Genomic DNA, 25358 nt, shown 5'->3' with positions numbered 1-25358 from the left:
ATGACGCAAACCACGAATGTTGAAACCATTCTCGACCGGCGGCAATTGCGCCGCAAACTGACTTTTTGGCGCGTGGCGGCGCTTTTGGTCGGCGTCGTGGCGCTCGTCGCCCTGGCCGGACGATTTAGCGGCGAGACGGCGCATCTGACGCCGCATATCGCCCGCATCGAAATTTCCGGCGTCATCACCGGCGACCGCGAAACCCTGAAGCTGATCAAGGATGTCGCCAAGTCGAAGGCTAGCGCGCTGATCGTCGAGATTTCCAGCCCCGGCGGCACCGTCACCGGCTCCGAACATATCTACGACGAATTGCGCCGCGCCGCCGAGAAGAAGCCGGTCGTCGCCGTGGTCGACTCGATGGCGGCCTCGGGCGGCTATATCGTCGCCTTGGGGACGGACCGCATTTTCGCTGACAGCAATTCGCTGGTCGGGTCGATCGGCGTGTTGTTCGAATTCCCCAATGTCTCGAAACTGCTCGACACCATCGGGATCAAGGTCGAGACGATCAAATCCTCGCCCCTGAAGGCCGCGCCCAACGGGTTCGAGCCAACCAGCGAAGCGGCGCGCGCCGCCATCGATTCCCTCGTCCTCGATTCCTACGGCTGGTTCAAGGGCGTGGTGAAGGATCGCCGCCATTTGAGCGATTCGGAATTGGCGGCGGTCTCCGACGGCCGCGTTTTCACGGCGCGCCAAGGCCTGCCGCTGAAACTGGTCGACGCCTATGGCGGCGAGCAAGAGGCGGTCGCCTGGCTGGAGAGCGAGCGCGGGATCGCCAAGGGGCTGCCGGTCAGGGAATGGAAGAAACCGAGCGCGGTCAGCAACTTCGGCATTTTCAGCCTCGCCGGCCAGGCTGCCGCGGTCTTGGGCTTTCCCCAGGCCGTCGACCTGGCTTCGCGCGTGGAAAACGCCAAGGCAGGCGCGGCACTTGACGGGCTTTTGGCGATTTGGCACGTTGAAGCGCAGCATTAGCAGGGTAAGCATGGCGTCCGTGGACTAAACAAACGTTATCAGGACAACGACCGTGATTAAATCAGAACTCGTTCAACGTATTGCCGATCGCAATCCCCATCTCTATCTTCGCGACGTAGAGAATATCGTCAACGCCATTCTCGATGAGATGACCGAGGCCCTCTCGCGCGGCGACCGGGTGGAATTGCGCGGATTCGGCGCTTTTTCCGTCAAGAAGCGCGATGCGCGGCTGGGCCGCAATCCGCGCACCGGCGATCATGTCGAGGTCGGCGAGAAGTTCGTGCCTTTTTTCAAGACTGGCAAGGAATTGCGCGAACGCCTGAACGAGCAGAATAAAGAGTAATTTTTACGCTCGATATTGGCGGTCAGGAAAGTCCAGAGGATGTGACGGCGTCGGGCGCCGCCTGTTCGCAAACGATTGTGCCTTTTCGGAACAACAATAGGCGTTTAAAACGTGGGGAAAGCCTTGGCGGCGGCGAATCGCTGGCAAGGGGCAGGGGCGTTCAGCCGACTCAGGGAGTCATCCATGCGTAATTTTCTGAAACTCCTGGTTCTTGCGCCCATTGCCGTGATTTTTCTGTCCTTCGACATGGCCAACCGGCAGAACGTCGTCGTCTCCTTCGATCCGTTCAACAGCGGCGACGCCGCCTCGCCGCAGATCGTCTTGCCTTTGTTCCTCGTCCTGATAGCCGCGACCATGCTGGGCGTTCTGCTCGGCGGCGTCGCCACCTGGCTGGGCCAAAGCCGTTTCCGCAAAGCGGCGCGCGATGCGAACGCCAAGGCTGAGAAGTTGCGCGGCGAAAACGAGTTTTTGCGCAGCCAGCTTGCGGCGGGAAAATTCGCTGGTTCGGCTTCGTCCAACGCCGTGGCGCCCGTACGGAGCGCCGCCTGAAATCCGACCGCTGAAATCCATGTCTGTTCTGGTCAAAATCTGCGGGCTGAAAACGCCGGAGTCGGTGGAGGCGGCCTTGGCCGGCGGCGCCGACATGGTCGGATTTGTCTTTTTCGACAAAAGCCCCCGCTATATCGATCTGGCCGTCGCGCGAAAATTATCCGCGCAGGTCGGCGGTCAGGCGGAAAAAGTCGCACTGGTCGTCGATGCGGACGATGCGAGAATTGCCGCCATCATCGATGCTCTGGCGCCGGACTGGCTGCAATTGCACGGCAATGAGCCGCCAGAACGCGTCGCGTCGCTTCGAGCCTTCGGCCGGCCGATCCTCAAGGCGATCGGCGTCTCGGAAAAGGCCGATCTTTCCAGGGCCGTAGCTTATGAGGGCGTCGTGGACCGGCTGTTGTTCGACGCCAAGCCCCCGAAGGGCGCCGTTTTGCCAGGCGGCAATGGTTTGACCTTCGACTGGACGCTGATCCACGACTATGCCGCCGGCGGCGCGAAAAAAGAATGGATGCTGTCGGGCGGCCTGTCCACCGAGAATATCGGCGAGGCGATCCTCCTGACCGGCGCGCCGGGCGTCGATGTCTCGTCGGGCGTGGAAACTGCGCCGGGCGAAAAAAGTGTCGAAAAAATCCTCGCCTTCATCGCTGCCGCCCGCCAACCAACATCACTTGGCCTTGCGGGCGGAAGCGTTTAAGAGAGCAGGCTCGACAGCATATTCCCAAAAAGTTGAAGACTTTTTGGATCAGAATATGCGTTAAAACAGATAATTAGATCGTCCGATTGTTTCCACGGGAAACGACCGGACGATCTAAAGGCGAGCACATGACCCTTCGGACGCCAAAACTAGAGCCAAATTCCCTGCGCCACGGCCCTGACGCGCAGGGGCATTTCGGCATATTCGGGGGACGTTTCGTCGCCGAAACGCTGATGCCGCTGATCCTGTCGCTGGAAAAAGCCTATGACGAGGCGCGGCGCGATCCGGCCTATCACGCCGAATTACAGAACCTCCTGACCCATTATGTCGGGCGTCCCAGCCCGCTCTATTTTGCCGAGCGGATGACGCAACATCTCGGCGGCGCGAAAATCTATTTCAAGCGCGAAGAGCTCAATCACACCGGCGCGCACAAGATCAACAATGTGCTCGGCCAGATTCTGCTGGCGCGGCGGATGGGCAAGAAGCGCATCATCGCCGAGACGGGCGCCGGACAGCATGGCGTCGCCACCGCTACCGCCTGTGCGCGGTTCGGTCTCGAATGCGTGGTCTATATGGGCGCGGTCGACGTCGAGCGGCAAAAGCCCAATGTGTTCCGCATGAACATGCTTGGCGCCAAGGTCATTCCGGTGCAATCGGGCGCGCGCACCCTCAAGGATGCGATGAACGAGGCCCTCCGCGACTGGGTCACCAATGTCGAAGACACTTTTTACTGTATCGGCACGGCGGCGGGGCCTCATCCTTACCCGGCCATGGTGCGCGATTTCCAATGCGTCATCGGCGAGGAAACCCGCGAACAAATGCTTGCCGCCGAAGGGCGCCTGCCGGATTCAGCTTTCGCCTGTATCGGCGGCGGCTCCAACGCCATCGGCCTGTTCCATCCCTTCCTCGACGAGCGCGAGGTCGAGCTTTACGGCGTCGAAGCCGCGGGCCACGGCCTCGATGTGCCCAACGGCCACGCCGCCTCGCTGGCCGGCGGCCGTCCCGGCGTTTTACACGGAAACCGAACCTACTTGCTGATGGATCCCGACGGCCAGATCCTCGAAGGACATTCCATTTCTGCGGGTCTTGATTATCCCGGCATCGGCCCGGAACACGCTTGGCTGAAGGAAAACGGCCGGGTGACTTATCTGTCCGCGACCGACAAGGAGGCGCTCGCCGCCTTCCATCTCTGCGCCCAGCTGGAGGGCATCATCCCGGCGCTGGAGCCGGCTCACGCCCTGGCGAAAATCATCGACATCGCGCCGAAAAAGCCGAGGGATCACCTGATGGTGCTCGGCCTGTCGGGGCGCGGCGACAAGGATCTTTCCACCGTCGCCGATCAGCTGGGAGGCATGTGATATGAGCCGCATCGATCAACGCTTCGCCGCTTTGCGCGCGAAGGGGCGGGCGGCGCTCGTCACTTTCGTCATGGGGGGCGATCCCGATCCGGCGACCTCGCTGGCTTTGCTCAAGGCTTTGCCCAAGGCGGGCGCCGATATTATCGAAGTGGGCATGCCGTTCAGCGATCCGATGGCCGACGGCCCGGCCATTCAAGCCGCCGGCCTGCGGGCGCTGCATGCCGGCATGACGCTTCATGGCGTGCTGCATCTGGTTGCGGAATTCCGCAAGGCCGATGCCGAGACGCCGGTCATCCTGATGGGCTATTACAATCCGATCTATGTCTATGGCGTGGATAAATTCCTGGTCGACGCCAAGGCGGCGGGGGCGGACGGCATGATCGTCGTCGATCTGCCGCCGGAAGAGGATTCGGAACTGTGCCTGCCGGCCTTGCAGGCGGGATTGAGTTTCATCCGTCTGGCGACGCCGACCACCGATGACGCGCGGCTGCCGACGGTCCTCGCCAACACGTCGGGCTTCGTCTATTATGTGTCGATCACCGGCATTACCGGCGCAGGCCGTCCCGATTATTCGCGCGTCGCCGACGCCGTGATGCGGATCAAGACGCATACGCCGCTGCCGGTGGCGGTCGGCTTCGGCGTCAAGGATGCAACCGCCGCGGCGACCATCGCCGCTCATGCCGACGGCGTGGTGGTCGGTTCGGCGCTGATCGACGCTCTCGCCAAAACGCTCGACGAGCAGGGCCGCGGCGGCGACGCGGCGGTCAAGGCCGTTGCGGCGCTGGTCGAGGAATTGGCGGCGGGCGTCGCCAGCGCCGTTCGAGAAAGCGCGGCCAAGGCAGGCGCCGCCAGCGGGACAAATGAAGCCGCCAGCGCGACCAACGAAAGAGTGAGCCCATGAACTGGATCTCCAATGTCGTTCCGCCGAAAATCCGCTCCTTTCTGAAGCGCGAGACGCCGGAAAATCTCTGGGTCAAATGCCCGGATAGCGGCGAACTGGTGTTCCACAAGGATCTTGAGGCCAATCTCTACGTTGTTCCCGGCTCGGGCTATCACATGCGCATACCGGCCGTGGCGCGGCTGGATTCGCTGTTCGACGACGGCGCCTATGAAACCTTGCCGACGCCGGAAGTCCCGAGCGATCCGCTGAAGTTTCGCGACGTCAAGAAATACGCCGACCGTCTGAAAGACTACCGCGTCAAGACCGGCGCTGCCGACGCGATCCGGCTGGCCGCGGGCGCCTTGCAGGGATTGCAGGTGACGGTCGCCGTGCAGGATTTCGACTTTCTCGGCGGCTCGCTCGGAATGGCGGCGGGCGAGGCCATTGTCGCCGGCATTTTTCGTGCTATCGAGCAGAAAACCCCCTTCATCATTTTCACCGCCTCCGGAGGCGCGCGCATGCAGGAGGGCATGTTCTCGCTGATGCAGATGCCGCGCACCACGGTGGCGGTCCAGCGTCTCAAGGCGGCGAAACTGCCCTTTATCGTCGTACTGACCAATCCGACCACCGGCGGCGTCACCGCCTCCTACGCCATGCTCGGCGATATTCACATCGCCGAACCCGGAGCGGTGATCGGCTTCGCCGGCGCGCGGGTGATCGAACAGACCATTCGCGAGCGCCTGCCGGAAGGTTTTCAGCGCGCGGAATATCTGCGCCAGCACGGCATGGTCGACATGGTCGTCCCCCGCGCGCAAATGCGCGAAACGCTTGGCCGCATCTGCCGGCTGCTGACCAAGGCGCCCGCGCAAGCGGCGGCCTGACGGGCACTGATGGTCACGACGGCGCCCGACGCCATTCTCGCGCGACTGCTCGATCTGCATCCCAAAAGGATCGATCTGTCGCTGGGTCGAATCCAGCGGCTGCTAGCCGCCCTGGGCGAACCTGAGAGGCGCCTGCCTCCGGTGATCCATGTCGCGGGCACCAACGGCAAGGGCTCGACCATCGCTTTCATGCGCGCGATTCTCGAAGCGGCGGGCCTCGGCGTTCATGTCTATACGTCGCCCCATCTGGTGCATTTTCGCGAGCGCATAAGGCTGGCGGCGCCAGGCGGCGGCCGTCTGGTTGAGGACGAGGTGTTGTCGAAGGCGCTGGATGAGATAGAGCGGACCAATAACGGCTATCCCATCACCTTTTTCGAGGCGACCACGGCGACGGCGCTCAAGCTTTTTGCCGACACTCCCGCCGACGTCCTGTTGCTGGAAGTCGGACTGGGCGGACGATTTGACGCCACCAATGTCGTCGATGAGCCAGCCTGCGCCGTCGTCACGCCGGTGTCGATGGATCACGTCGAATTTCTCGGCGACACGATCGAGAAAATCGCTTTTGAAAAGGCCGGCGTCATCAAGCCGGGCGTTCCCGTCATTTTCGCGGCGCAGAGCGAGGCGGCGCTGGGCGTGCTGGAGCGCGTGGCGGACCGTCTGCGCGCCCCGGTCTCGCTGCAGGGCCAGGATTTTCTCTGCCGCGCCGAGCGCGGACGGATGGTTTACGAGGACGTAAGCGGCCTGCTCGACCTGCCCTTGCCGCGCCTGCCCGGCCGTCATCAACTGGTCAACGCCGGCGTGGCCATGGCGGCGGTGCGAAAAGTGTTTCCCGATCTGCCTTTGGGCGCTTTCGAGACCGGCGTGGTCCGCGCGTCCTGGCCGGGGCGGCTGCAAAATCTCGGCCGGGGGCGGCTGGCCAAGCTGGCTCCGCCGGGCGCCGAGCTTTGGCTCGACGGCGGTCATAACGAGGCTGGCGGCCGCGTTCTTGCCGAAGCCATGGCCGATTTCGAGGAAAAGGCGCCGCGTCCGCTGATTCTGGTCTACGGCTCTTTGCTGGCCAAGGATTCGCAGGCCTTTTTGCGCCATTTCGGCGGCTTGGCGAGCAAGATCATGACCGTGCCTATGGCCGGCGAGCATATTGGGCGCAAGCCGGAGGATGTCGCGGAACTCGCCCGCACACTGGGTTTCCGCGCGAAGGCCTGCGCTGGCGTTGAGGCGGCCTTGTCGGAATTGGCGGAAAAGAGCTGGCCCGAGCCTCCTCGCATTTTGATTGCCGGCTCGCTTTATCTGGCCGGGGAGGTTCTGGCCGCCGATGGTCGCTCGCCTGATTGATCCAAGTTGACAGGCGACGCCGAGCTTATGCGAGAGATTCCTTGATCGCGATGAGCTCTCCCGGCGGCGAAAAAAATCGGCTATGGGATGAGGTCTGCCCGTGGCGGGCGAAAAACCGGGACGCAAACAGCCATGCAGACGATCGCGACGGACGAAGGCGGCGAGCCGACGGGGCCACGGAAAACCGGCGAAATCATCGTCCGGCCGTCCACCGACGCCGACGCGCCGGCCATGCTCGCCATTTATACACGCAATGTGCAGCAGGGTCAGGGCGGCCTCGAATTCGAACCGCTGCACGCCGACGACATCAAGCGCCGCCGCAAGAACATGCAGAAGCACCGGCTGCCGCATCTCGTCGCCGAACTTGACGGCGTTGTCATCGGCTACGCCTATGCCGTGCCCTTCCGGAAGAGGCCAGCCTATCGCTATTGCGTGAAACACTCGATCTACGTGCATCAGGATCATCTGCGCGCCGGCGTCGGGCGCAGATTATTGCCGGCGCTGATCGAGGCCTGCGCCGCCGCAGGCTATCGGCAAATGATCGCCTACGTCGACGCCGCCAACGGCCCCTCGCTGAAACTGCACGAGGCCTGCGGCTTCCGCCGCGTCGCCTGTCTCGAGGGGATCGGCTTCAAATTCGGCCGCTGGTACGACAGCGTCATGCTGCAGCGCGCCCTGGGCCCGGGCAGCAGCACGCCGCCGCCCGGCTATGTCCCCTCACCCCTCGGGATCGGCGACATAAGTGTGGAATCGGATTGAGCCGTCGGCATCGATCTCGCGATAGATGCCCTGGATTTCCGCCTCAAAGCCGGGGAAGAGGTTGGCGCCGCGCTCGAATGTCTTGAGATAGTCGAGCATCGGCCGGGCCCGCTCGTCGATAATTTCGCCCGGCGCGATGGTCGCGATGCCCGGTGGATAGACGACCCACAGCGTTGTGGCGATCTTGCCTTCCATCTGATCGAGCGGCAGATAGCGCACCTCGTTGCGAGTTAGTTTCTGAACCGCCTCCTGCGGCCTCATGGCCTGGCGCGGCAGGTGTTCCGGCCGGAACTGCAGGCGCTGCAGCGCGCTGGTGCCGGCCTGGCGATAGAATTCGTGCATTTGCGCGCAGAGGTCGCGCAGTCGCAATCCCGCGTAATTTTTTGGCCGGCGCGCCACGAATTCGGGAATCACCTCTTCGAGCGGCGCGTTGCGGTCGTAATAGGTCTTGAAAGCGACCAGCGCCGAAATCAGCGATCCCGCCTTGCTCGATTCGACGCCGGGAGTGAGCAGGAACAGCAGCGAATTGAGGTCGTTTTTCTCCGCCACGATGCGGTTTTCACGCAAATATTGCGCAACCACCGGCGCCGGCACGCCAAACTCGGCGTATTCGCCCGTCGCGCGGTCGAAGCCCGGCGTCAGCAAGGTCAGCTTGCAGGGGTCCGTCATCGCATAATTGGGCGCGATATGGCGGAAACCATGCCATGGGGCGCCGGGTTCGAAGGTCCAATAGGCGGGATTTTCCGCGAGATCGTCCGTGGGCACGCTTTCCCAGGGTATTTTTCCGTTCGGCGTGTTCACCATGTCGGCGACGAAGGGATCGAAGAACCAGGCCTGTTCCGGCTCGCGCGCCTTGTCCTTGAACTCGCGTGTCAGGGCGCGGATTTTTTTCCGCAATTCGATGCCGAGCCGGATCGTGTCGTCCCACAGGACCTCGCCGGACTTGCCCTTCATCATCTGCGCGCCGACGTCCAGCGACGCGAACAGCGGATAGAATGGCGAGGTCGAGGCGTGAATGAGAAAAGTCTCGTTGAAGCGGCGATGTTCGATGCGACGCGACTGTCCCTTGATATGGCGGTCCTTGACGTGGATTTGCGACGCCTGGGAAAAGCTCGCCAGTTGCTTGTGGGTCGACTGCGTGGCCATGATGCCCGGCGAGTCGGGTCCGAGGTTGGCCAGGCCCATGGCGAAATGGCCAGCGAACAGCGGGTGGAATTTCATGAAGCCGGCCCAGGCTTCGTCGAACAGAATATAATCGCAAAGGTGGCCGATCTTGGCGAGAATGGTTTCGGCATTATAGATCGTACCGTCATAAGAACATTGCTCGATCACCCCGATGCGAAAGGGCCGCTCGCGTTTCCAGGCGTTCGGGTCCGTGACCAGAGGGGAATTGCGGATTTTTTCGCGAATCCGCTCCTCGTCCAGCGCCTCGTAATCGATCGGCCCGATCATGCCCTGGGCGTTGCGGTCGGTTTCGAGATAAATCGGAATGCCGCCGCCGAGCATCAGCGCACCATGATGGGCGGCCTTGTGGTTGTTGCGGTCGAACAGCACCAGGTCGCCGGGCGCGGCTATGGCCGACAGCACGATCTTGTTGGAGGCGGAGGTGCCGTTGAGGACGAAATAGGTGCGCTCGGCGCCGAAGATTTTCGCGGCTTCCTTCTGGGCGCGCAGGGCCGGGCCTTCGTGAACCAGCAGGTCGCCAAGCTCCAGCACTGAATTGTCGAGATCGTCGCGGAAAATCGCCTCGCCGAGATGTTCGACGAAAATCCGGCCGATCGGGCTGCGGCTGTAAAACACGCCGCCGTTATGGCCGGGGCAGGTCCAGAGCTGGTTGCCTTCCTCGGCGTAGTCGACCAGTTCGCCAAAGAACGGCGTCTTCAGCGTCTCGGCATATTGTTTTAATCGGCTGACGAGATTCTTGGCGATGAATTCAGGGGTTTCCTCGGACAGGAAGACGTAGCCGTCGACATTGTCCAGCACGTCGATCGGCAGGTCCTCGAAACGCTTGCGCCGCACCAGCAGGACGATCGGCATTTCCAGGCCGCGCTTGCGGACATAGGAGATCAGGCTGGCGGTCTTGCCGTCCATGCCCTTCTTGCCCCAGTCGAACACCATGCAGCCGATGGCGGCGTCGGTCTTGATCGCCAGTTCGGCGTCTTCGACCCGGCGCGCCTTGACCACCTCGAAGCCGGATTTTCCCACCGCTGCGACGATCTGGTCCAGGCGAGTGCCCTCCAGTTCATCGGCGTCGAAGGCCGGCGCGTAGAGCAGGAAGGTGAAGCGGCGAAAATAATCCATGGCGGTACCCGAAGTGGCGTGCGGTGGAATCAGATGGTCGATTTGACGCTGGCCTGTGACTCTTTGATGAAATTTGGCTTTAATGGAAGCCCATCATGGCAAATCGCGCCGCCGGACCAAGGACTTTATTGATCCCGCTGCATGTTTCGTAAGGCCGCCGGCCTTCACCGACGCCGCCCATGGACGATGGAGTACCGTCTGGGTCCCTGCGCCATTTTCGAAAATAAAATGCGCGGCTCGAAAAAGGCCAATATCGTCGCCATGTTCCAGACCGATGCGGTCAGCGGCGATCTCGCTTTGCCGGGAGCGAAAAATCTATACAACTAAATGGAAATTCGCGGAAATCGCATCGAGTGAGCCGTGAACAGGGGCCGGAGAATCGTCGGGAATGAACCATCACAAGAGAATCGCCGTTCAGATGGACCCCATCGAACGCATCAATATTGTCGGCGATTCGACCTTCGCCTTGCTGCTGGAAGCCCAGACGCGCGGATTTGAGCTTTGCTATTACACGCCCGACCGGCTGTCTCTGCGCGGCGTGGACGTGGTCGCCGTGGTGCAGCCGCTCAAGGTTCGCGACGTCAGGGGCGATTATTACGAACTCGGCGATCCCAGCGAAATCGCGTTGCGCGACATGGATGTGGTGCTGCTGCGCCAGGACCCGCCCTTCGATCTCGCCTATATCACCTCGACCCATCTGCTCGAAAAGATCGGCGGCGAAACCCTGGTGGTCAACGATCCGGCCAGCGTGCGCAATGCGCCGGAAAAACTGTTTGTCATGGATTTTCCGCAGCTGATGCCGCCCACCCTCATCACCCGCGACAAGGCGGCGATCGACGCCTTTCGAACTGAACATGGCGAAGTGGTGATGAAGCCGCTGCACGGCCATGGCGGCGCCGCTGTGTTCCGCCTTTTGACCCAGGACGCCAATTACGGCTCGCTCTATGATCTTTTCGCCACTTCTTTCCGCGAGCAATGGGTAGTGCAGAAATTCCTGCCTGCCGTGAGCCGGGGCGACAAAAGGATCATCCTCGTCAATGGCGAACCGTGCGGCGCGGTCAATCGCGTGCCGGCGCTCAACGACATACGCTCCAACATGGTGCGCGGCGGCGCCGCCGAGGCGACTGCGCTTTCCGCCCGCGAGCAGGAAATTTGCGCCACCATCGGGCCGGAACTGAAAAAACGCGGCCTGATCTTCGTCGGAATCGACGTGATCGACGGTTATCTGACCGAAATCAACGTCACCTCGCCGACAGGCATCCGCGCCATCCAGCGCACCGGAGGCCCCGATGTCGCCGCCGCCATATGGAACGCGATCGAGCAGAAGCAGAAAGCGCTGGAGACGACGGGATGACGCTGCAAGCCAATCTCGCGCTTCGCGATCATGTTCCGCCGCCGGCGCCTAAATGGACCGGGCCGCGCCTCGAATTGCCGATGAAGGCGCTGATCGACCACGCCGCCGTCGACGCGGAAATCGCTGGCCTCGCCGAGCAGCATGGCGCCGGGACGCCGGAATTCCGCAAGGCGGCGGTGGAGGTTTTCGCCAAGGCTCTGGCGCGTGGCGTGGCGAAGGCGCGGCGCGCTTTGGAGGAAAAGGGCTCGGGCCTCGCCTGCGGGGCCCATATCGCTTATGTCGAGGACGAGCTTTTGCGCTCCATCCATTCCTGCGTCGTCAGATATATCCATCCGAAGTTGGCTTCGGGACATCTCTGCGTCGTCGCGGTGGGCGGCTATGGCCGAGGCGCCCTTGCGCCGGGCTCCGATATCGACCTCTTGTTCCTGCTGCGCAGCCAGGATCGCGCCGGCGACGAAGCGGTGGTCGAGGCCATGCTTTATCTGCTGTGGGATTTGAAGCAGAAGGTTGGACACGCAACGCGCACGGTCGACGAATGCCTGAAACAGGCCAAGGCCGACATGACCATTCGAACCACTTTGCTCGAATGCCGGCTGATTCTTGGCGACCGCTCCCTGCTCGATACCATGCTGACGCGCTTCGACCATGATATCGTGCGCCATTCTGCGCCCGAATTCGTCGCCGCCAAACTGGCCGAACGCGACACGCGCATCCAGCGGGCCGGCGCTTCACGCTATCTCGTCGAGCCCAACGTCAAGGAGGGCAAGGGTGGGCTGCGCGACCTCAACACCTTGTTCTGGATTGCAAAATACGCCTATCGCGTACAGGACGCCGAGGCGCTCGTCGGCGTCGGTCTGTTCAGCGAGCACGAATTGCGACTGTTTCGCCGTTGCGAGGCCTTCCTCTGGAAGGTCCGCTGCACCATGCATTTCATCACCGGCCGCCCCGAGGAGCGGCTGAGTTTCGACCTTCAGCGCCAGGTCGCCCAGAGACTCGGCTATGCCGAGCGCGACGGCCTGTCCCCCGTTGAAAGGTTCATGAGGCATTATTTCGTGATGGCCAAAAATGTCGGCGATCTCACCAATATCGTCTGCGCGGCGCTGGAAGAGCGCCAGGCCAAGCCGCGCGCCGTTTTCGACCGTTTCGTCGGCCGGTTCCGGCGGCGCGGCAAGCCCAAGGATCTGGAACCCTTCGCGCTGGAGACCGACCGCGTCACCGTCGCCTCGACCGATGTTTTCGAAAAGGAGCCGATCAATCTGATCCGGCTGTTTTCGGTTGCGGCGCGCAATGAATTGCCGATCCATCCGGACGCCTTGCGTCTGGTCACCCAATCGCTGAAGCGCATCGACGCCAAGTTGCGCGCCGACCCCGAAGCCAACAGGCTGTTTCTCGAAATTCTCACCACGCCGAAATCGAGCGAAAGGGCGCTGCGGCTGATGAACGAGGCCGGAGTGCTCGGCCGCTTCATTCCCGAATTCGGCCGCATCGTCGCGATGATGCAGTTCAACATGTACCACCATTATACGGTGGACGAGCATTTGCTGCGCGCCATGGGCGAGTTGGCGGGGGTCGAATTGCGCCTCAGCGATTCCGACCTGCCGCTGACCACCGAAATCATGCCGAGCATTTCGCATCGCCGCGCGCTTTACGTGGCTTTGCTGCTGCACGACATCGCAAAAGGCCGCAAGGAGGATCATTCCCTCGCCGGCGCGCAGGTGGCGCGAAAACTTTGCCCGCGTCTCGGCCTGGACGAGGCCGAGACGGAAACGACGGCCTGGCTGGTCGAGCATCACCTGATCATGTCCAACATCGCCCAGAGCCGCGACCTAGCCGACCCGCGCACCATAGAAGGCTTCGCCAAGACCGTGCAGACCATCGAGCGCTTGAAAATGCTCACCGTCCTGACCGTCTGCGACATTCGCGCAGTCGGTCCCGGCGTGTGGAACGGCTGGAAGGGCGAACTGCTGCGCACGCTCTATTGGGAGACCGAGGTGGTGCTGGCTGGCGGCCATTCTTCGGTCGACCGCAAGCGCCGCGTCGAACAGACGCAGCGGGAATTGCGGGACAAGCTGCCGGCCTGGTCCGATCACGAATTCGCCGAATACGCCGCACGGCATTATCCGGCCTATTGGCTCAAGGTCGATCTGCCGCACAAGATCCAGCATGCACTGCTGCTGCACGCCAGCGCGGTGGAAATGCATTCCCTCGCCACGGAAGTGGTTACAGACGCCTTCCGGGGCGTCACCGAACTCACGGTCGTCGCGCCTGACCATCCGCGACTGCTGACGATTATCGCCGGCGCCTGCGCCGCCTCGGGCGCCAATATTGTCGACGCCCAGATTTTCACTACCGCCGATGGCCTGGCGGTGGACACGATCTGCATTTCCCGCGCTTTCGAGCGCGACGAGGATGAACAGCGGCGCGGCCAGCGCATCGCCCGCTCGACCGAGCAGGCTCTGCGCGGTGAAATCCGGCTTGGCGAACTGGTGGCAGTGAAAGCCAATTCCGCCAGTTCCCGCGCCGAGACTTTTTCGGTGCCCCCGGATGTGGTGATCGACAACAGCCTGTCTCATATGTACAGCGTCATCGAGGTTTCAGGCCTCGACCGGCCCGGACTGCTTTTCGACCTGACCTTCGCCCTGTCGAAGCTGAACCTGAATATCGCCTCGGCCCATATCGTCACTTTCGGCGAAAAGGCGGTGGACGTGTTTTACGTCACCGACCTGACCGGCGCGAAAGTGATCAGTCCGGCGCGCCAGGCCGCGGTGCGAAGGAATCTGCTCGACGTGTTCAACATCAAGCGGAAAGCTTGATTTTTGCCGCACACGGGCCGATATGCTGGCCGACGCAACACAAAAATGGTTGACCAATGAACGACGGTAAAGACCTGCAGAACGAGACGCTTTCGCAAACGGTTGAAACGCCTGCCGCCGAGCCTGTCGCGGATTCGGCGCCCGCACGCAGCGACGCCGAGCGCGATGCGGCGGCGGTGCAGGCGCTGATAACCGAGAACGCCAGCCTCAAGGACAAGGTGCTGCGCACCTTGGCGGAAATGGAAAATCTGCGTCGCCGCACCGAGAAGGAAGTCGCCGACGCCAAGACCTATGGCGTGACTTCCTTCGCGAGGGACATGTTGACTTTCGCCGATAATCTTGCGCGGGCGCTCCACAACGTGCCTGCAGGGGCGCTTGAGGGCGCGGATCCTGCGCTCAAAAGCTTCGTCGAGGGCATCGAGCTGACCGAACGCGATTTCCTCTCCCGCCTCTCCCGCCACGGCGTGCGCAAGCTGGAGCCCCAGGGCCAGAAGTTCGATCCGAATTTCCACGAGGCCCTGTTCGAGGCGCTGGACGAAAGCCTGGCCCCCGGCACGGTCGCGCAAGTGATCGAAGACGGTTTTGCCATCGGCGAACGGGTTTTGCGCCCGGCCAAGGTGGGCGTCGCAAAGGGCGGCGTAAAGCCTAATTGATTTTCGATGCTGACGCTCAAGCCCGGCCTTCGCCTTTACAAGACGGCGCTCGACCGGGCCGCTCAAGTGGCGTTGCTGGCGGATTTGCGCGAGATTTTGCGTCAGGCGCCTTTGTTCCAGCCCGTCATGCCGCACAGCGGCAAGGCGTTTTCCGTCCGCATGAGCAATTGCGGGCCGCTAGGCTGGGTGTCGGACATTTCCGGTTACCGCTATCAGGAAACCCATCCCGAAACCGGCCGCGCGTGGCCGCCGATGCCGGAAAGCATTTTGCGTTTGTGGCGCGACCATGCGGATTACGACGGCGCGCCCGACGCCTGCCTGATCAATTTCTACGATGCGCTGGCGCGGATGGGGCCACACCAGGACCGCGACGAAATCTCTTTTGACGCGCCGATACTCTCGGTGTCGCTCGGCGATTCCTGCCGTTTCCGCTATGGCGGCGAGACGAGAAGCGGACCGAGCGAGACCATCCGACTCGATTCAGGAGACATTCTCGTCTTCGGCGGCCCGGCGCGAAAAATGTTTCATGGCGTCGACAAGATTTTGCCGGGAACGTCGACGCTGTTGTCGCCGCCGGCCCGAATCAACCTGACTCTGCGCCGGGCGCGGTAGGAAAAATTCAGGCTTCCAGCACCTGTTTCGATTCCACCGTCGAATCCGCCTTGAGGCGATAGACCAGCGGCACGCCGGTCGCCAATTCCATGCTCGGAATGGTTTTTGGCGTCAGGCGGTCGAGCACCATGACCAGAGCGCGCAGCGAATTGCCATGCGCCGCGACCAGAGTGCGTTCGCCGCGCAGCACGGCGGGCAGGATTTCCTGATTGTAATAGGGCAGCACGCGCGCCACTGTATCCTTCAGGCTTTCGCCGCCGGGCGGCGAAACATCGTAGGAGCGCCTCCAGACATGGACCTGCTCCTCGCCCCACTTTTTCCGCGCCTCATCCTTGTTCAGGCCGGACAGGTCGCCATAATCGCGCTCGTTCAGCGCCTCGCTCCTGGAGACGGGCAGCGCGTCCTGGCCGAGTTCCGCCAGCATCAGCTTCATCGTGTTCTGCGCGCGGGTGAGGTCGGAAGTGAAGCCGGTGTCGAAAATGAGGCCAAGACCCTTCAGGCGCTGGCCGGCGGCCTTGGCTTCGCCGATTCCCTGCTCGGTCAGATCGGGGTCTTTCCAGCCGGTGAACAGGTTTTTCAGGTTCCAGTCGCTCTGGCCGTGGCGCACGAGCACGAGAAGACGTTCCGACACTTTATCTCTCCTGTTAGAGCTTTGATTTATTAAGGATCAAAAGCCGAGCACGTCGGCCATGGAATACAGGCCCGGCTTGCGTTCGCGAGCCCACAAGGCCGCCTGAACGGCGCCGCGTGCGAAAATTCCGCGATCCTCAGCTACATGTTTCAATTCGATGCGTTCGCCAGGGCCGGCAAAAATCACGCTGTGATCGCCGACCACGGTGCCGCCGCGCAGAGTGGCGAAACCGATGTCGCCCGGCTGGCGCGCGCCGGTGTGGCCGAAGCGCGCGCGCACGCTGCGTTCGGCCAAAGCGACCTCGCGACCTTTTGCCGCGGCCTCGCCAAGTAGAAGGGCGGTGCCAGAGGGTGCGTCCACCTTCATGCGGTGGTGCATTTCCAGAATTTCGATGTCCCAGTCGGCGCCGAGCGTCCGGGCGACCTTTTCCACCATGGCGGCGAGCAGGTTGACCCCGAGGCTCATATTGCCGGAGCGCACGATGACGGCATGGCGGGCGGCGGCCTCCAGCTTGGCGAGATCGACGTCAAGCATGCCGGTGGTGCCGACGACATGGACGATGCGCGCCTGCGCCGCCAAAGCGGCCATTTCCACCGTCGCCGCCGGAGCGGTGAAGTCGATGACGCCATCGGCCTTGAGCAGAGCGGCGAGGGGATCGTCGCTGATCGCCACATCGATCGGCCCCAGCCCGGCGATCACGCCGGCGTCCTGCCCGATGGCGGGCGAGCCGGGCCGCTCCAGCGCTGCGGCGAGGACGACGCCTTCGGTCGCCGAAATCGCCTTGACCAGCATCTGGCCCATGCGCCCGGCGGCGCCGACTACGACCAGGCGCATATCATCCATCTGAGAAACTCCGATTTTTATGTTTAGGGCCGCTCTATAGGCTTTTTCGCCTGAAGGCAAAAGCCCGGAGCGTTTTAGACGCCTTCAACCAGAGGCAGATCGAAATCGGCGGCGCCGGGACGGTAGGAACCATCCGCCGAATTGAAATAGGCCTCGGCGGTTTCGTAATCGTCGAATTCGAGAATGACGCTGCATTCGCGGGCTTCTCTTCGGCGTCGTGCACAGTGACGCGTGACGCCTCGCCATTGTCTCAAACCTTTCGAAGAATTGTCACCGCACAGTCACGGGGGCGGGCTAGGTTCGCTTGTCCGAGGCGCTGTCCCCCAGTGCTCAGGACGATACGCCGGGCCGGAGGTACGCCCGGCGTTTTTTATTTTGTCGGACGCGTGTTCGGTCCTGCCAAGGCCGCCGCGATTTCGCGCTGAATGGCCAGAGCCGCCTGGCGCGGCTCTGCCGCAGAGAGTATCGGCCGGCCGACGACAATGAAATCGGCGCCGCGCGATAAAGCGTCGTATGGCGTCGCCACTCTTTTCTGGTCGTCGAGCGCCGCGCCAGCCGGTCGGATCCCCGGCGTGACCAGCAGCATGTCCGCGCCGACCAGCGCGCGGGTCGCGCTCAGCTCCTCCGGCGAGAGAATGAGGCCGGCTATTCCCGCCTCCCTCGCCTGCATCGCCCGCAAGGCCACGAGTTCGCTCAAGTGCAGGCGATAGCCGGCGGCGGCGAGATCGGCGTCGTCGTAGGAAGTCATCACCGTGACGCCGAGCACCTGCAGGCCCGAGCCTTCCGCGCCGCGCCGCGCGGCGGCGAGAGTTTGCGGAAAGGCATGGACAGTCAGGAAACGCGCGCCGAGCCTGGCGATCTGCGCGGCGGCCTTTTCGACGGTGGCGCCAATATCATGGAGTTTCAGGTCGACAAAGACCTGCTTGCCGGCCCGCGAAAACTCCTCGACCAGCGAGAGCCCGCCGCCATAGGCCAGCTCCATGCCGATCTTGTAGAAGCCGACGCTGTCGCCCAGAAGCTCGACCATTTTTCGAGCTTGCGCGACGTCGGGCACGTCCAAGGCGACGATGAGTTTTTCGCTTGAGGCGATGGAAGATTGGGCGAGGGAGGACGCTGTCATGACCGCCTGCAAATAGATGAAGCCGGCGGTGTTAAATCACGAGCGGCGCGATTTGGAAACATTCGCCTTGGCGCCGTTCGCGGCCAGGCGGACGCGGGCTTCTTCGAATTCGCCGCGGATTTCGAGGCCAATGCGGCGTGACTGGCGTAGGAGCTTGTCGATCACGTCCAGCGGAGGCTCGACGGAATGAGGGCAATCGACATGGCGATAGACGAAAATACGCGCGGGAGGCAGGTTGAGCCAGATTGGCGCCAGGCTCTGGGTCTTGAAATGCAGGCCGCCGCCGACGTGCGTTGGAACCGGCGATTTCACTCCGTAAGTGAATTGTATGAAGCGCCCCTCCGGCCCCATCAGGTCGAAAGCCTGGCGCAGCAGGGAAAGCCGCGTCACTTCTGGCGTGGTAAGCAAGGGCAGGCTGGAGACAATGGCCGCGGGCCGGCCTTCGATATGGTCAGCCAGGGTTTCGCGCAGCCGATAGGCGTCGCCGCGCAAGATTTTCGCCCGAGGAAATTTTTTGGCCAGCAAATGGCAGAAGCTCGGCTCGTATTCGACCAGCACCAGCCTTTCCGGCGCGACGCCGCGCGCAAGAAGGGCCTGCGTTACTGGACCGGTGCCGGGGCCTAATTCGATGATCGGTCCGTCGCCGTCGGGATCGACGCAATCCGCCATCGCGCGGGCGAGAAAACGGCCGGAGGGGGTGATGGCGCCGGCAAGGCGCGGGTTTTCCAGCCAGCGGCGAATGAAGCGCGCTTCATCGCCCAGCCGATCGTCGATTGAGTGTTTCGGGCTGGAATGAATTTTTGCCGCCTGCTTTTTTTGCGCGCTCAATTGATGCCCTGGCCCCCGAGCGGTTCGAGCATTCATAAATCGCTCACATTCGAATCGTCGTCAAGAAAAGGTAGTGACCCGGGGTCAGGCCAGATCGAAGAATTCTTTCATCTTGGCGAAAAAGCCCGCCGATTCGGGGTGGGTCTTGTGGGTCGATTCGTTCTCGAACTCCGCCAGGAGCTCTCTCTGCTTCTTGGTCAGGTTCTGCGGCGTCTCGACATTGGCCTGGATATAGAGGTCGCCGAATTCACGCGAGCGCAGGACCGGCATGCCACGCCCCTTGATCTTGAACTGGCGGCCCGACTGTGTGCCTTCGTCGACCTTGACCTTGACTTCCGAACCATCGACGGCGCGGACCTTGATTTCGCCGCCAATCGCCGCCTGCACCATCGAGATCGGCACACGGCAATAAAGATCGGCGCCTTCGCGCTGGAAGAAGGGATGTGGCTTGATCGCCAGGAAAATGTAAAGGTCGCCGGCGGGGCCGCCGCGAAGGCCCGCTTCGCCTTCGCCGGTGAGGCGAATCCGCGTCCCGTCTTCGATGCCGGCGGGAATATTCACCGACAGCGAGCGATCGCGCGTCACCCTTCCGGCGCCGGCGCAATTGGGGCAGGGGTTGTCGATCACCTCGCCGCGTCCGTGGCAGGAAGGACAGGCGCGTTCGATGGAAAAGAATCCCTGTTGCGCACGAACGCGGCCGGCGCCGCCGCAGGTTGAACAGGTTTTGGGCTTGGAGCCGGCCTTGGCGCCGGTCCCGGAACAGACCTCGCAGGAGACGGAAGTGGGAATTTTCAGCGACGCCGATTTGCCGCGATAGGCCTCCTCCAACGTGACTTCCATATTATAGCGAAGGTCCGACCCGCGCTCGCGGCCGGTCGAACGGCCGCGCCGCCCGCCGCCCATGACGTCGCCGAACAGATCGTCGAAAATATCGGCCATCGAGGCGGCGAAACCTTCGCCCATGCCGAAACCGCCCGCGCTGGCGCCACTGCCATGTTCGAAGGCAGCATGGCCATGCCGGTCGTAGGCGGCGCGTTTCTGGGCGTCGGAAAGAATCTGATAGGCTTCGTTGACTTCCTTGAATTTGGCCTCGGCTGCCTTGTCGCCCGGATTCTTGTCGGGATGGAGTTGCACCGCCTGTTTGCGGAAGGCGGTTTTCAGCTCGACTTCGGAACAGGCGCGGGTAACGCCGAGAATTTCATAATAGCAGCGTTTGGCCATCGACACTGTTTTCCAGATTTTGCGAAGGTCCGGTGCGGATGCTTAAGACGACCTTTGGCAAGGCGGCTTGAAAAAGCCGCGGTTCGCCCCGACGAGCTAGACGCTGCGGCTTATCGACGCAACCAATTTCTCTTGTGCCCCCGGGAAAAGGGCCGGCGCGGAAAAACCGCGCCGGCTTTCATGGCGCTCAGGCGCCTTTCTTGTCGTCCTTGACTTCCTTGAAGTCGGCGTCGATCACGTCTTCCTCGGCCTTGGCCTCGTGACCGGCTTCGGCGCCGGCGCCGGCCTGTTCGGCCTTGTACATGGCTTCGCCAAGCTTCATCGAAGCCTGCGCCAGTTCGTTCGAACGGGCGTTGATGGCTTCGATATCCTCGCCTTCGAGAGCGGTCTTGAGGCCGGCGATGGCCGCCTCGATGGCGCTCTTGTCGGACTGCGCGACCTTGTCGCCGAACTCCTTCAGCGATTTTTCCGCCGAGTGGACCATGGCCTCGCCCTGGTTGCGGGCGTCGACCAAGGCGCGGCGCTGCTTGTCTTCGGCGGCGTGAGCCTCGGCGTCCTTGACCATCTTGTCGATGTCGGCTTCCGACAGGCCGCCCGAAGCCTGGATGCGGATCTGCTGCTCCTTGCTCGTAGCCTTGTCCTTGGCGGTCACCGAAACGATGCCGTTGGCGTCGATGTCGAAGGTCACCTCGACCTGCGGCATGCCGCGCGGGGCCGGCGGGATGCCGACGAGATCGAACTGGCCGAGCAGCTTGTTGTCCGCCGCCATCTCGCGCTCGCCCTGGAAGACCCGGATCGTGACCGCCGTCTGGTTGTCCTCGGCGGTCGAGAAGACCTGGCTCTTCTTGGTCGGGATCGTGGTGTTGCGCTCGATCAGGCGAGTGAACACGCCGCCCAGCGTCTCGATGCCGAGCGAGAGCGGCGTCACGTCGAGCAGCAGCACGTCCTTGACGTCGCCCTGCAAGACTCCCGCCTGGATCGCCGCGCCGATCGCCACCACTTCGTCGGGGTTGACGCCCTTATGGGGCTCCTTGCCGAAGAACTGTTTGACGACTTCCTGCACCTTGGGCATGCGGGTCATGCCGCCGACCAGCACGACCTCGTCGATCTGGGCCGCGACCAGTCCCGCGTCCTTGAGCGCCTTGCGGCACGGCTCGACCGTCCGCTGGATGAGGTCGTCGACCAGCGCCTCGAACTTCGAGCGCGTGAGCTTGAGAGCGAGGTGCTTGGGGCCGGTCGCGTCGGCGGTGATGTAAGGCAGGTTGATGTCGGTCTGGGTGGCCGAGCTCAGCTCGATCTTGGCCTTTTCCGCCGCCTCTTTCAGACGCTGAAGGGCGAGCTTGTCCTTGGTCAGGTCGATGCCCTGCTCCTTCTTGAACTCGCCGGCCAGATACTCGACGAGCCGCATGTCGAAGTCCTCGCCGCCGAGGAAGGTGTCGCCGTTGGTCGACTTCACCTCGAACACGCCGTCGCCGATCTCGAGGATCGAAATGTCGAACGTGCCGCCGCCGAGGTCATAGACGGCGATCGTGCCGGCCTTCTTTTTGTCGAGGCCGTAGGCGAGCGCCGCCGCCGTCGGCTCGTTGATGATGCGCAGCACTTCGAGGCCGGCGATCTTGCCGGCGTCCTTGGTCGCCTGACGCTGGGCGTCGTTGAAGTATGCGGGGACGGTGATGACCGCCTGCGTCACGGGACCGCCGAGGTGCGCCTCCGCCGTCTCCTTCATCTTCTGAAGGACGAAGGCCGAAATCTGCGACGGCGAATATTGCTTGCCGTCCGCCGTAACCCAGGCGTCGCCGTTGGGCGCGCGGACGATCTTGTACGGGACAAGGCCCATGTCCTTCTTGGTCATGGGGTCTTCGAACGACCGGCCGATGAGCCGCTTGATCGCGAAGAAAGTCCGTTCCGGGTTGGTGACCGCCTGACGCTTGGCCGGCTGACCCACCAGACGCTCGCCGTCGTCGGTGAACGCCACAATCGAAGGCGTCGTCCGGGCGCCCTCGGAATTCTCGATGACCTTGGGGGTCGCTCCCTCCATGACCGCCACGCACGAATTCGTCGTGCCGAGGTCGATGCCGATCACTTTCGCCATATTCTTCCCTGCTCCTTTCGCGGGACCGCCCGGCCCCGCAGCGGCCGGACCATGAGAAGGACTCCTCTCGGCCCGAAGCGGCCGGCGTCGCCTGTTCTGATCCCCTAAATTCCACGTAAATTCGTGGCGGACTCAACGCGCTTGCGACGCCGACCCCGTCAGTCGCGGCGTATATAGGTTCGGCCTTTTCGAGGCGCAAGGCGCGGAATCGCCGGATTCCTCGGGTTCCCTGGCCAGAGAGCCGCCTCAACAAACGGCTTTCCCTTTGGCCCCGGGCCTTCTAGATAGCCCCGATGATTTCCTCGACGATTTGGCGCCTATCCGTCGTGATCGGCGGCTTGACGCTGGCTGCGGCGCCGGTCCGCGCCCAACTCGCCCTTCCGGGGGCGGCGCCCTCTCAGGAGGCCGGAGCGGCGACGACTGCGCCGAAGCCAAAGAAGTCCGGAAGCGCCGCGAAAGCGGACAAGAGCGGCAAGGCGGCCAAGGCCGCCCTCAAGTCCGCGCCCGGCGCCGAATCGATCGACGGCCGCCCGCTGATGCTGAACGGCAAGGCGGGGCTCCTGCAGATCTCCGGCCGCGGCGATACGCTGCAGATCGACAAGTTGAGCCTCGCCGGCGAAGGCGTCTCGGACGCGGCGCAACGCTGCGTCCTCAACATCGTCGGCGAGAAGCCGATCATGGCGATCAGCGACGGGCGTCCGGACGGCCTCGAACGCTACCATGCCGAAGTTCCGGCCTGCCCGTTCGCCTTCGACGTCGTCGACGGCGCCGTGCTCGTTCCGGCGCAGATCACCGCCTGCGTCTTCAAGGCCGCCGACTGCCAGACGAGCCCGAGCGGCCTGTGGGGACCGGACGGCACAACGCTAGGGGCGGACGCCGCGGCCATCGGCAAACGACGCACCGAAGCCGAAAACGCCATGGCTCATGCGCTGCACGCCCTCGAGGAGCGCGCCAAAGACAATTCCGATGCGGCGGCTCTCGTGCGCGACCAGAGCGGCTTTACGGGCGAGCGCGACGACATCTGCCGCGACTATGTGCAGGAAGCCGAGCATGGATTCTGCGCAGCCAGCGTGACCGCCGCACGCGCGGCGCTGCTCGAGGCTCGGCTCGCGGCCTTCTCGGGCCCGGAGCGCAAGGGCGCGAAATCCGACAAGAGCGCGAAGGCGGACAAGGCCGCCAAGCACAAGAAGGCCAAACCCGCCGAGGGCGCCGAGGCCGACAAGCCGCAGTAACCGCGACTCCGACTTTCGGAAGCCCGCTTTATTTCGCCGTCGACGTCGGCTAGCTTCCGGCGGGAAGAAGCGCCGTCATCAGGCGCGCGTCGACGAGGGGTCGGACATGGGGATGTGGCAGGAGTTCAAGGAATTCGCCCTCAAGGGCAACGCTCTCGCCCTTGCCGTCGGCGTGATCATCGGCGCGGCCTTCGGCAAGATCGTCGACGCCCTGGTCAACGACCTCATCATGCCGATCGTCGGCATCGCCGGTAAGGCCGACTTCTCCAATTACTTCATCCCCCTGTCGAGCTCCGTGACCGCGACCAACCTGGCGGACGCGCGCAAGCAGGGCGGCGTGCTCGCCTACGGCGACTTCATCAGCGTGGCGATCAATTTCGCCATCGTCGCGGTCGCGCTGTTCATCTTGATCAAGGGCATCAACGTCCTGACCCGCCCGGACAAGAACAAGCCGGCCGAACCGCCGCCGCCGAGCCCCGAGGTCGTGCTGCTGACCGAGATCCGCGACCAGCTCGCCCGCCGCAGCGCCTAGACCTGTCGGGGCCGCAAGGCGGACCGGCGCCCAGGCGTCAGACCGGCAGACCGTCGACCGCAGCGCCGGCGACGAAGAGGGTGGCGACGACGGCGAACGCCTTCGCAGCGAATGTGCGTCTCGCTGCGACGACGCCGATCAGGATCTCGATTTCGCCGCGCGCGTTGCGCACCCGGATCAGGCACCCCTTCACGTGGACGGCGGCGAGCTCCGCCACGATCGGCCACGCCGCATGCAGGCGCGGCAGCCGAACGCGACGTTTGGCGGCGACGATCTGATTGTCCTTGACGACCTCGAAGTCATAGGATTCGGACATGCTTTCGAACCTCCTCGTAGCGCCGGCCGCCCGCCGCGCTCGCGAAGGCTACGAGGCGCGTGGGGTGAAAGTTGGCCCGAACGGCGCCGTCGCGCGCCGGCCGCTCACAACGCGACCCGTCTCAGCCGCAGCGCGTTGGCGATCACGCTGACGGACGAGAGCGACATCGCCGCGGCCGCAACGATCGGCGACAAGAGGATGCCGAACGCCGGATAGAGCACGCCGGCCGCGATCGGCACGCCGGCGGCGTTGTAGAAGAAGGCGAAAGCAAGGTTCTGCCGGACGTTGCGCATCGTCGCCTTGGACAGCCTGCGAGCGCGGACGAGGCCGGCGAGATCGCCCTTGAGCAGCGTCATGCCGGCGCTCTCGATCGCCGCGTCCGTTCCCGTGCCCATCGCGATTCCAACGTCGGCCGCCGCAAGCGCCGGCGCGTCGTTGACGCCGTCCCCCGCCATGGCCACGATCCGGCCCTCGTCTTTGAGGCGGACGATTGCCGCCGCCTTGCCCTCGGGACGGACCTCCGCCTCATAAGATTCGAGTCCGAGCCTGGCCGCGACCGCCGCAGCGGTCGCGCGATTGTCGCCTGTCAGCATGACGACCTTCAGGCCCTGCGCCTTGAGCGCGGCGAGCGCCTCGGCGGCGCCCGCCTTCACCGGATCGGACATGGCGATCAGCGCAGCGACGGCGCCATCGACGGCGACGAACACGACGGTTGCGCCCTCGCGTCGCAGCGTCTCGGCCCGTGCGGCGAGCGGCAAGGCGTCCGCGCCGCGCTCCGCGGCGAACGCGCCCGAGCCGACCGCGACCGCCCGTCCCTCGACGACGCCTGCCACGCCTCCACCCGCCAAGGCCTGGAAATCGACGGCCTCGGCGAGCTTGAGGCGCTTGCGCCGCGCCGCGGCGACCACGGCGGCGGCGATCGGATGCTCGCTCGACCGCTCGAGGCTTGCGGCCAATCTCAACGCGTCGTCGGCCGAGAACCCAGGGGCCGCATCGATGGCGGAGAGGCGCGGCTTGCCCTCGGTCAGCGTCCCCGTCTTGT

25 protein-coding genes are annotated in these 25358 nt (G+C 63.5%); 15 read left to right on the top strand and 10 right to left on the bottom strand.

The features are described 5' to 3' along the window. The 9 genes from sppA (at position 1) to ACLP2E_RS04450 (ending at position 7768) form a co-directional block, all read left to right on the top strand. Positions 1 to 969, top strand: coding sequence for a signal peptide peptidase SppA (gene sppA, locus ACLP2E_RS04490; protein ID WP_442461844.1), 969 nt, complete (start codon positions 1 to 3; stop codon positions 967 to 969). 37 nt (positions 970 to 1006) lie between these two features. Next, a complete protein-coding gene (locus ACLP2E_RS04485) occupies positions 1007 to 1312 on the top strand; it encodes an integration host factor subunit beta (RefSeq protein WP_442461863.1) in 306 nt (101 codons plus the stop codon). A 183-nt stretch (positions 1313 to 1495) separates the two neighbouring features. Further along, entirely contained in the window at positions 1496 to 1861 is a 366-nt protein-coding gene (locus ACLP2E_RS04480) for a LapA family protein (protein ID WP_442461845.1), read from the top strand. A gap of 19 nt (positions 1862 to 1880) precedes the next feature. Continuing rightward, positions 1881 to 2558 (top strand): phosphoribosylanthranilate isomerase, encoded by a 678-nt coding sequence (locus tag ACLP2E_RS04475; RefSeq protein ID WP_442461846.1) that lies wholly within the window; start codon positions 1881 to 1883, stop codon positions 2556 to 2558. A 128-nt stretch (positions 2559 to 2686) separates the two neighbouring features. Next, a complete protein-coding gene (trpB, locus tag ACLP2E_RS04470) occupies positions 2687 to 3916 on the top strand; it encodes a tryptophan synthase subunit beta (RefSeq protein WP_442465261.1) in 1230 nt (409 codons plus the stop codon). A 1-nt stretch (position 3917) separates the two neighbouring features. Further along, positions 3918 to 4817, top strand: coding sequence for a tryptophan synthase subunit alpha (trpA, locus tag ACLP2E_RS04465; protein ID WP_442461848.1), 900 nt, complete (start codon positions 3918 to 3920; stop codon positions 4815 to 4817). Further along, positions 4814 to 5677, top strand: a complete 864-nt coding sequence (gene accD / locus ACLP2E_RS04460) for an acetyl-CoA carboxylase, carboxyltransferase subunit beta (RefSeq protein ID WP_442461849.1) — start codon at positions 4814 to 4816, stop codon at positions 5675 to 5677. Before trpA ends, accD begins: the two co-directional genes overlap by 4 nt. Before the next feature lie 9 nt (positions 5678 to 5686). Next, positions 5687 to 7009 carry a bifunctional folylpolyglutamate synthase/dihydrofolate synthase gene (locus tag ACLP2E_RS04455; protein WP_442465260.1) on the top strand — a complete coding sequence of 441 codons (1323 nt, stop codon included), beginning with the start codon at positions 5687 to 5689 and terminating at the stop codon, positions 7007 to 7009. A gap of 132 nt (positions 7010 to 7141) precedes the next feature. Continuing rightward, positions 7142 to 7768: a GNAT family N-acetyltransferase gene (locus ACLP2E_RS04450; RefSeq protein ID WP_442461851.1), complete on the top strand. Its 627-nt coding sequence runs from the start codon at positions 7142 to 7144 to the stop codon at positions 7766 to 7768. On the opposite strand, the gene ACLP2E_RS04445 is transcribed toward ACLP2E_RS04450, so the two are convergent. Further along, positions 7727 to 10069, bottom strand: a complete 2343-nt coding sequence (locus ACLP2E_RS04445) for an Orn/Lys/Arg decarboxylase N-terminal domain-containing protein (RefSeq protein WP_442461852.1) — start codon at positions 10067 to 10069, stop codon at positions 7727 to 7729. The genes ACLP2E_RS04450 and ACLP2E_RS04445 overlap by 42 nt on opposite strands. A 388-nt stretch (positions 10070 to 10457) precedes the next feature. Here ACLP2E_RS04445 and gshB point away from each other — a divergent pair, with 388 nt between their 5' ends. From gshB to ACLP2E_RS04425, 4 genes are read left to right on the top strand one after another with little or no spacing between them, the layout of a single operon-like run. Then, on the top strand, positions 10458 to 11423 hold the full coding sequence (gshB, locus tag ACLP2E_RS04440; RefSeq protein ID WP_442461853.1) for a glutathione synthase: 966 nt from the start codon (positions 10458 to 10460) through the stop codon (positions 11421 to 11423). Next, positions 11420 to 14236, top strand: a complete 2817-nt coding sequence (locus ACLP2E_RS04435) for a [protein-PII] uridylyltransferase (protein ID WP_442461854.1) — start codon at positions 11420 to 11422, stop codon at positions 14234 to 14236. The genes gshB and ACLP2E_RS04435 overlap by 4 nt, the downstream gene beginning before the upstream one ends. 56 nt (positions 14237 to 14292) lie before the next feature. Next, a complete protein-coding gene (gene grpE, locus ACLP2E_RS04430) occupies positions 14293 to 14889 on the top strand; it encodes a nucleotide exchange factor GrpE (protein ID WP_442465259.1) in 597 nt (198 codons plus the stop codon). A gap of 6 nt (positions 14890 to 14895) precedes the next feature. Next, positions 14896 to 15501: an alpha-ketoglutarate-dependent dioxygenase AlkB family protein gene (locus ACLP2E_RS04425; protein ID WP_442465258.1), complete on the top strand. Its 606-nt coding sequence runs from the start codon at positions 14896 to 14898 to the stop codon at positions 15499 to 15501. Between the two features lie 7 nt (positions 15502 to 15508). Here ACLP2E_RS04425 and ACLP2E_RS04420 read toward each other — a convergent pair whose 3' ends face one another. From ACLP2E_RS04420 to dnaK, 7 genes are all read right to left on the bottom strand, one after another. Next, on the bottom strand, positions 15509 to 16132 hold the full coding sequence (locus ACLP2E_RS04420; protein WP_442461857.1) for a 2,3-bisphosphoglycerate-dependent phosphoglycerate mutase: 624 nt from the start codon (positions 16130 to 16132) through the stop codon (positions 15509 to 15511). A gap of 36 nt (positions 16133 to 16168) precedes the next feature. Beyond that, positions 16169 to 16966, bottom strand: coding sequence for a 4-hydroxy-tetrahydrodipicolinate reductase (dapB, locus tag ACLP2E_RS04415; protein ID WP_442461864.1), 798 nt, complete (start codon positions 16964 to 16966; stop codon positions 16169 to 16171). Positions 16967 to 17049: 83 nt separating this feature from the next. Beyond that, positions 17050 to 17229 carry a hypothetical protein gene (locus tag ACLP2E_RS04410; RefSeq protein WP_442461858.1) on the bottom strand — a complete coding sequence of 60 codons (180 nt, stop codon included), beginning with the start codon at positions 17227 to 17229 and terminating at the stop codon, positions 17050 to 17052. 116 nt (positions 17230 to 17345) lie between these two features. Then, complete coding sequence (pyrF, locus tag ACLP2E_RS04405) at positions 17346 to 18095, bottom strand: orotidine-5'-phosphate decarboxylase (RefSeq protein ID WP_442465257.1); 750 nt, start codon at positions 18093 to 18095, stop codon at positions 17346 to 17348. Positions 18096 to 18131: 36 nt separating this feature from the next. Beyond that, the gene (locus tag ACLP2E_RS04400; RefSeq protein ID WP_442461860.1) at positions 18132 to 18923 is read right to left on the bottom strand and encodes a class I SAM-dependent methyltransferase; all 792 of its coding nucleotides are present in this window, start codon (positions 18921 to 18923) and stop codon (positions 18132 to 18134) included. Between the two features lie 84 nt (positions 18924 to 19007). Further along, a complete protein-coding gene (dnaJ, locus tag ACLP2E_RS04395; protein ID WP_442461861.1) occupies positions 19008 to 20144 on the bottom strand; it encodes a molecular chaperone DnaJ in 1137 nt (378 codons plus the stop codon). A gap of 187 nt (positions 20145 to 20331) precedes the next feature. Next, a complete protein-coding gene (gene dnaK / locus ACLP2E_RS04390; RefSeq protein WP_442465256.1) occupies positions 20332 to 22236 on the bottom strand; it encodes a molecular chaperone DnaK in 1905 nt (634 codons plus the stop codon). A 293-nt stretch (positions 22237 to 22529) separates the two neighbouring features. Here dnaK and ACLP2E_RS04385 point away from each other — a divergent pair, with 293 nt between their 5' ends. Further along, entirely contained in the window at positions 22530 to 23468 is a 939-nt protein-coding gene (locus tag ACLP2E_RS04385) for a hypothetical protein (RefSeq protein ID WP_442465255.1), read from the top strand. 112 nt (positions 23469 to 23580) lie between these two features. Further along, positions 23581 to 24000: a large conductance mechanosensitive channel protein MscL gene (gene mscL / locus ACLP2E_RS04380; protein ID WP_442465269.1), complete on the top strand. Its 420-nt coding sequence runs from the start codon at positions 23581 to 23583 to the stop codon at positions 23998 to 24000. A 37-nt stretch (positions 24001 to 24037) separates the two neighbouring features. On the opposite strand, the gene ACLP2E_RS04375 is transcribed toward mscL, so the two are convergent. Continuing rightward, on the bottom strand, positions 24038 to 24316 hold the full coding sequence (locus tag ACLP2E_RS04375; RefSeq protein ID WP_442465254.1) for a hypothetical protein: 279 nt from the start codon (positions 24314 to 24316) through the stop codon (positions 24038 to 24040). Positions 24317 to 24420: 104 nt separating this feature from the next. Further along, on the bottom strand, positions 24421 to 25358 hold a 938-nt coding region (locus ACLP2E_RS04370), incomplete at its 5' end, for an HAD-IC family P-type ATPase (RefSeq protein WP_442465253.1).

Source organism: Rhodoblastus sp., assembly GCF_052145335.1.
Classification (GTDB): domain Bacteria; phylum Pseudomonadota; class Alphaproteobacteria; order Rhizobiales; family Beijerinckiaceae; genus Rhodoblastus.
The sequence above is the reverse complement of the archived record's forward strand: the minus strand, read 5'-3'. Positions and strand labels throughout refer to the sequence as shown.

Bases quoted from the DNA above. Each gene is read 5' to 3' on its own strand.
- grpE (WP_442465259.1), top strand. From the start codon at position 14,293: ATGAACGACGGTAAAGACCTGCAGAACGAGACGCTTTCGCAAACGGTT.
- gshB (WP_442461853.1), top strand. From the start codon at position 10,458: ATGAACCATCACAAGAGAATCGCCGTTCAGATGGACCCCATCGAACGC.
- ACLP2E_RS04385 (WP_442465255.1), top strand. From the start codon at position 22,530: ATGATTTCCTCGACGATTTGGCGCCTATCCGTCGTGATCGGCGGCTTG.
- trpA (WP_442461848.1), top strand. From the start codon at position 3,918: ATGAGCCGCATCGATCAACGCTTCGCCGCTTTGCGCGCGAAGGGGCGG.
- ACLP2E_RS04450 (WP_442461851.1), top strand. From the start codon at position 7,142: ATGCAGACGATCGCGACGGACGAAGGCGGCGAGCCGACGGGGCCACGG.
- ACLP2E_RS04435 (WP_442461854.1), top strand. From the start codon at position 11,420: ATGACGCTGCAAGCCAATCTCGCGCTTCGCGATCATGTTCCGCCGCCG.
- accD (WP_442461849.1), top strand. From the start codon at position 4,814: ATGAACTGGATCTCCAATGTCGTTCCGCCGAAAATCCGCTCCTTTCTG.
- dapB (WP_442461864.1), bottom strand. From the start codon at position 16,966: ATGCGCCTGGTCGTAGTCGGCGCCGCCGGGCGCATGGGCCAGATGCTG.
- ACLP2E_RS04445 (WP_442461852.1), bottom strand. From the start codon at position 10,069: ATGGATTATTTTCGCCGCTTCACCTTCCTGCTCTACGCGCCGGCCTTC.
- ACLP2E_RS04455 (WP_442465260.1), top strand. From the start codon at position 5,687: ATGGTCACGACGGCGCCCGACGCCATTCTCGCGCGACTGCTCGATCTG.
- dnaJ (WP_442461861.1), bottom strand. From the start codon at position 20,144: ATGGCCAAACGCTGCTATTATGAAATTCTCGGCGTTACCCGCGCCTGT.
- ACLP2E_RS04375 (WP_442465254.1), bottom strand. From the start codon at position 24,316: ATGTCCGAATCCTATGACTTCGAGGTCGTCAAGGACAATCAGATCGTC.
- sppA (WP_442461844.1), top strand. From the start codon at position 1: ATGACGCAAACCACGAATGTTGAAACCATTCTCGACCGGCGGCAATTG.
- pyrF (WP_442465257.1), bottom strand. From the start codon at position 18,095: ATGACAGCGTCCTCCCTCGCCCAATCTTCCATCGCCTCAAGCGAAAAA.
- mscL (WP_442465269.1), top strand. From the start codon at position 23,581: ATGTGGCAGGAGTTCAAGGAATTCGCCCTCAAGGGCAACGCTCTCGCC.
- trpB (WP_442465261.1), top strand. From the start codon at position 2,687: ATGACCCTTCGGACGCCAAAACTAGAGCCAAATTCCCTGCGCCACGGC.
- ACLP2E_RS04480 (WP_442461845.1), top strand. From the start codon at position 1,496: ATGCGTAATTTTCTGAAACTCCTGGTTCTTGCGCCCATTGCCGTGATT.
- ACLP2E_RS04475 (WP_442461846.1), top strand. From the start codon at position 1,881: ATGTCTGTTCTGGTCAAAATCTGCGGGCTGAAAACGCCGGAGTCGGTG.
- dnaK (WP_442465256.1), bottom strand. From the start codon at position 22,236: ATGGCGAAAGTGATCGGCATCGACCTCGGCACGACGAATTCGTGCGTG.
- ACLP2E_RS04425 (WP_442465258.1), top strand. From the start codon at position 14,896: ATGCTGACGCTCAAGCCCGGCCTTCGCCTTTACAAGACGGCGCTCGAC.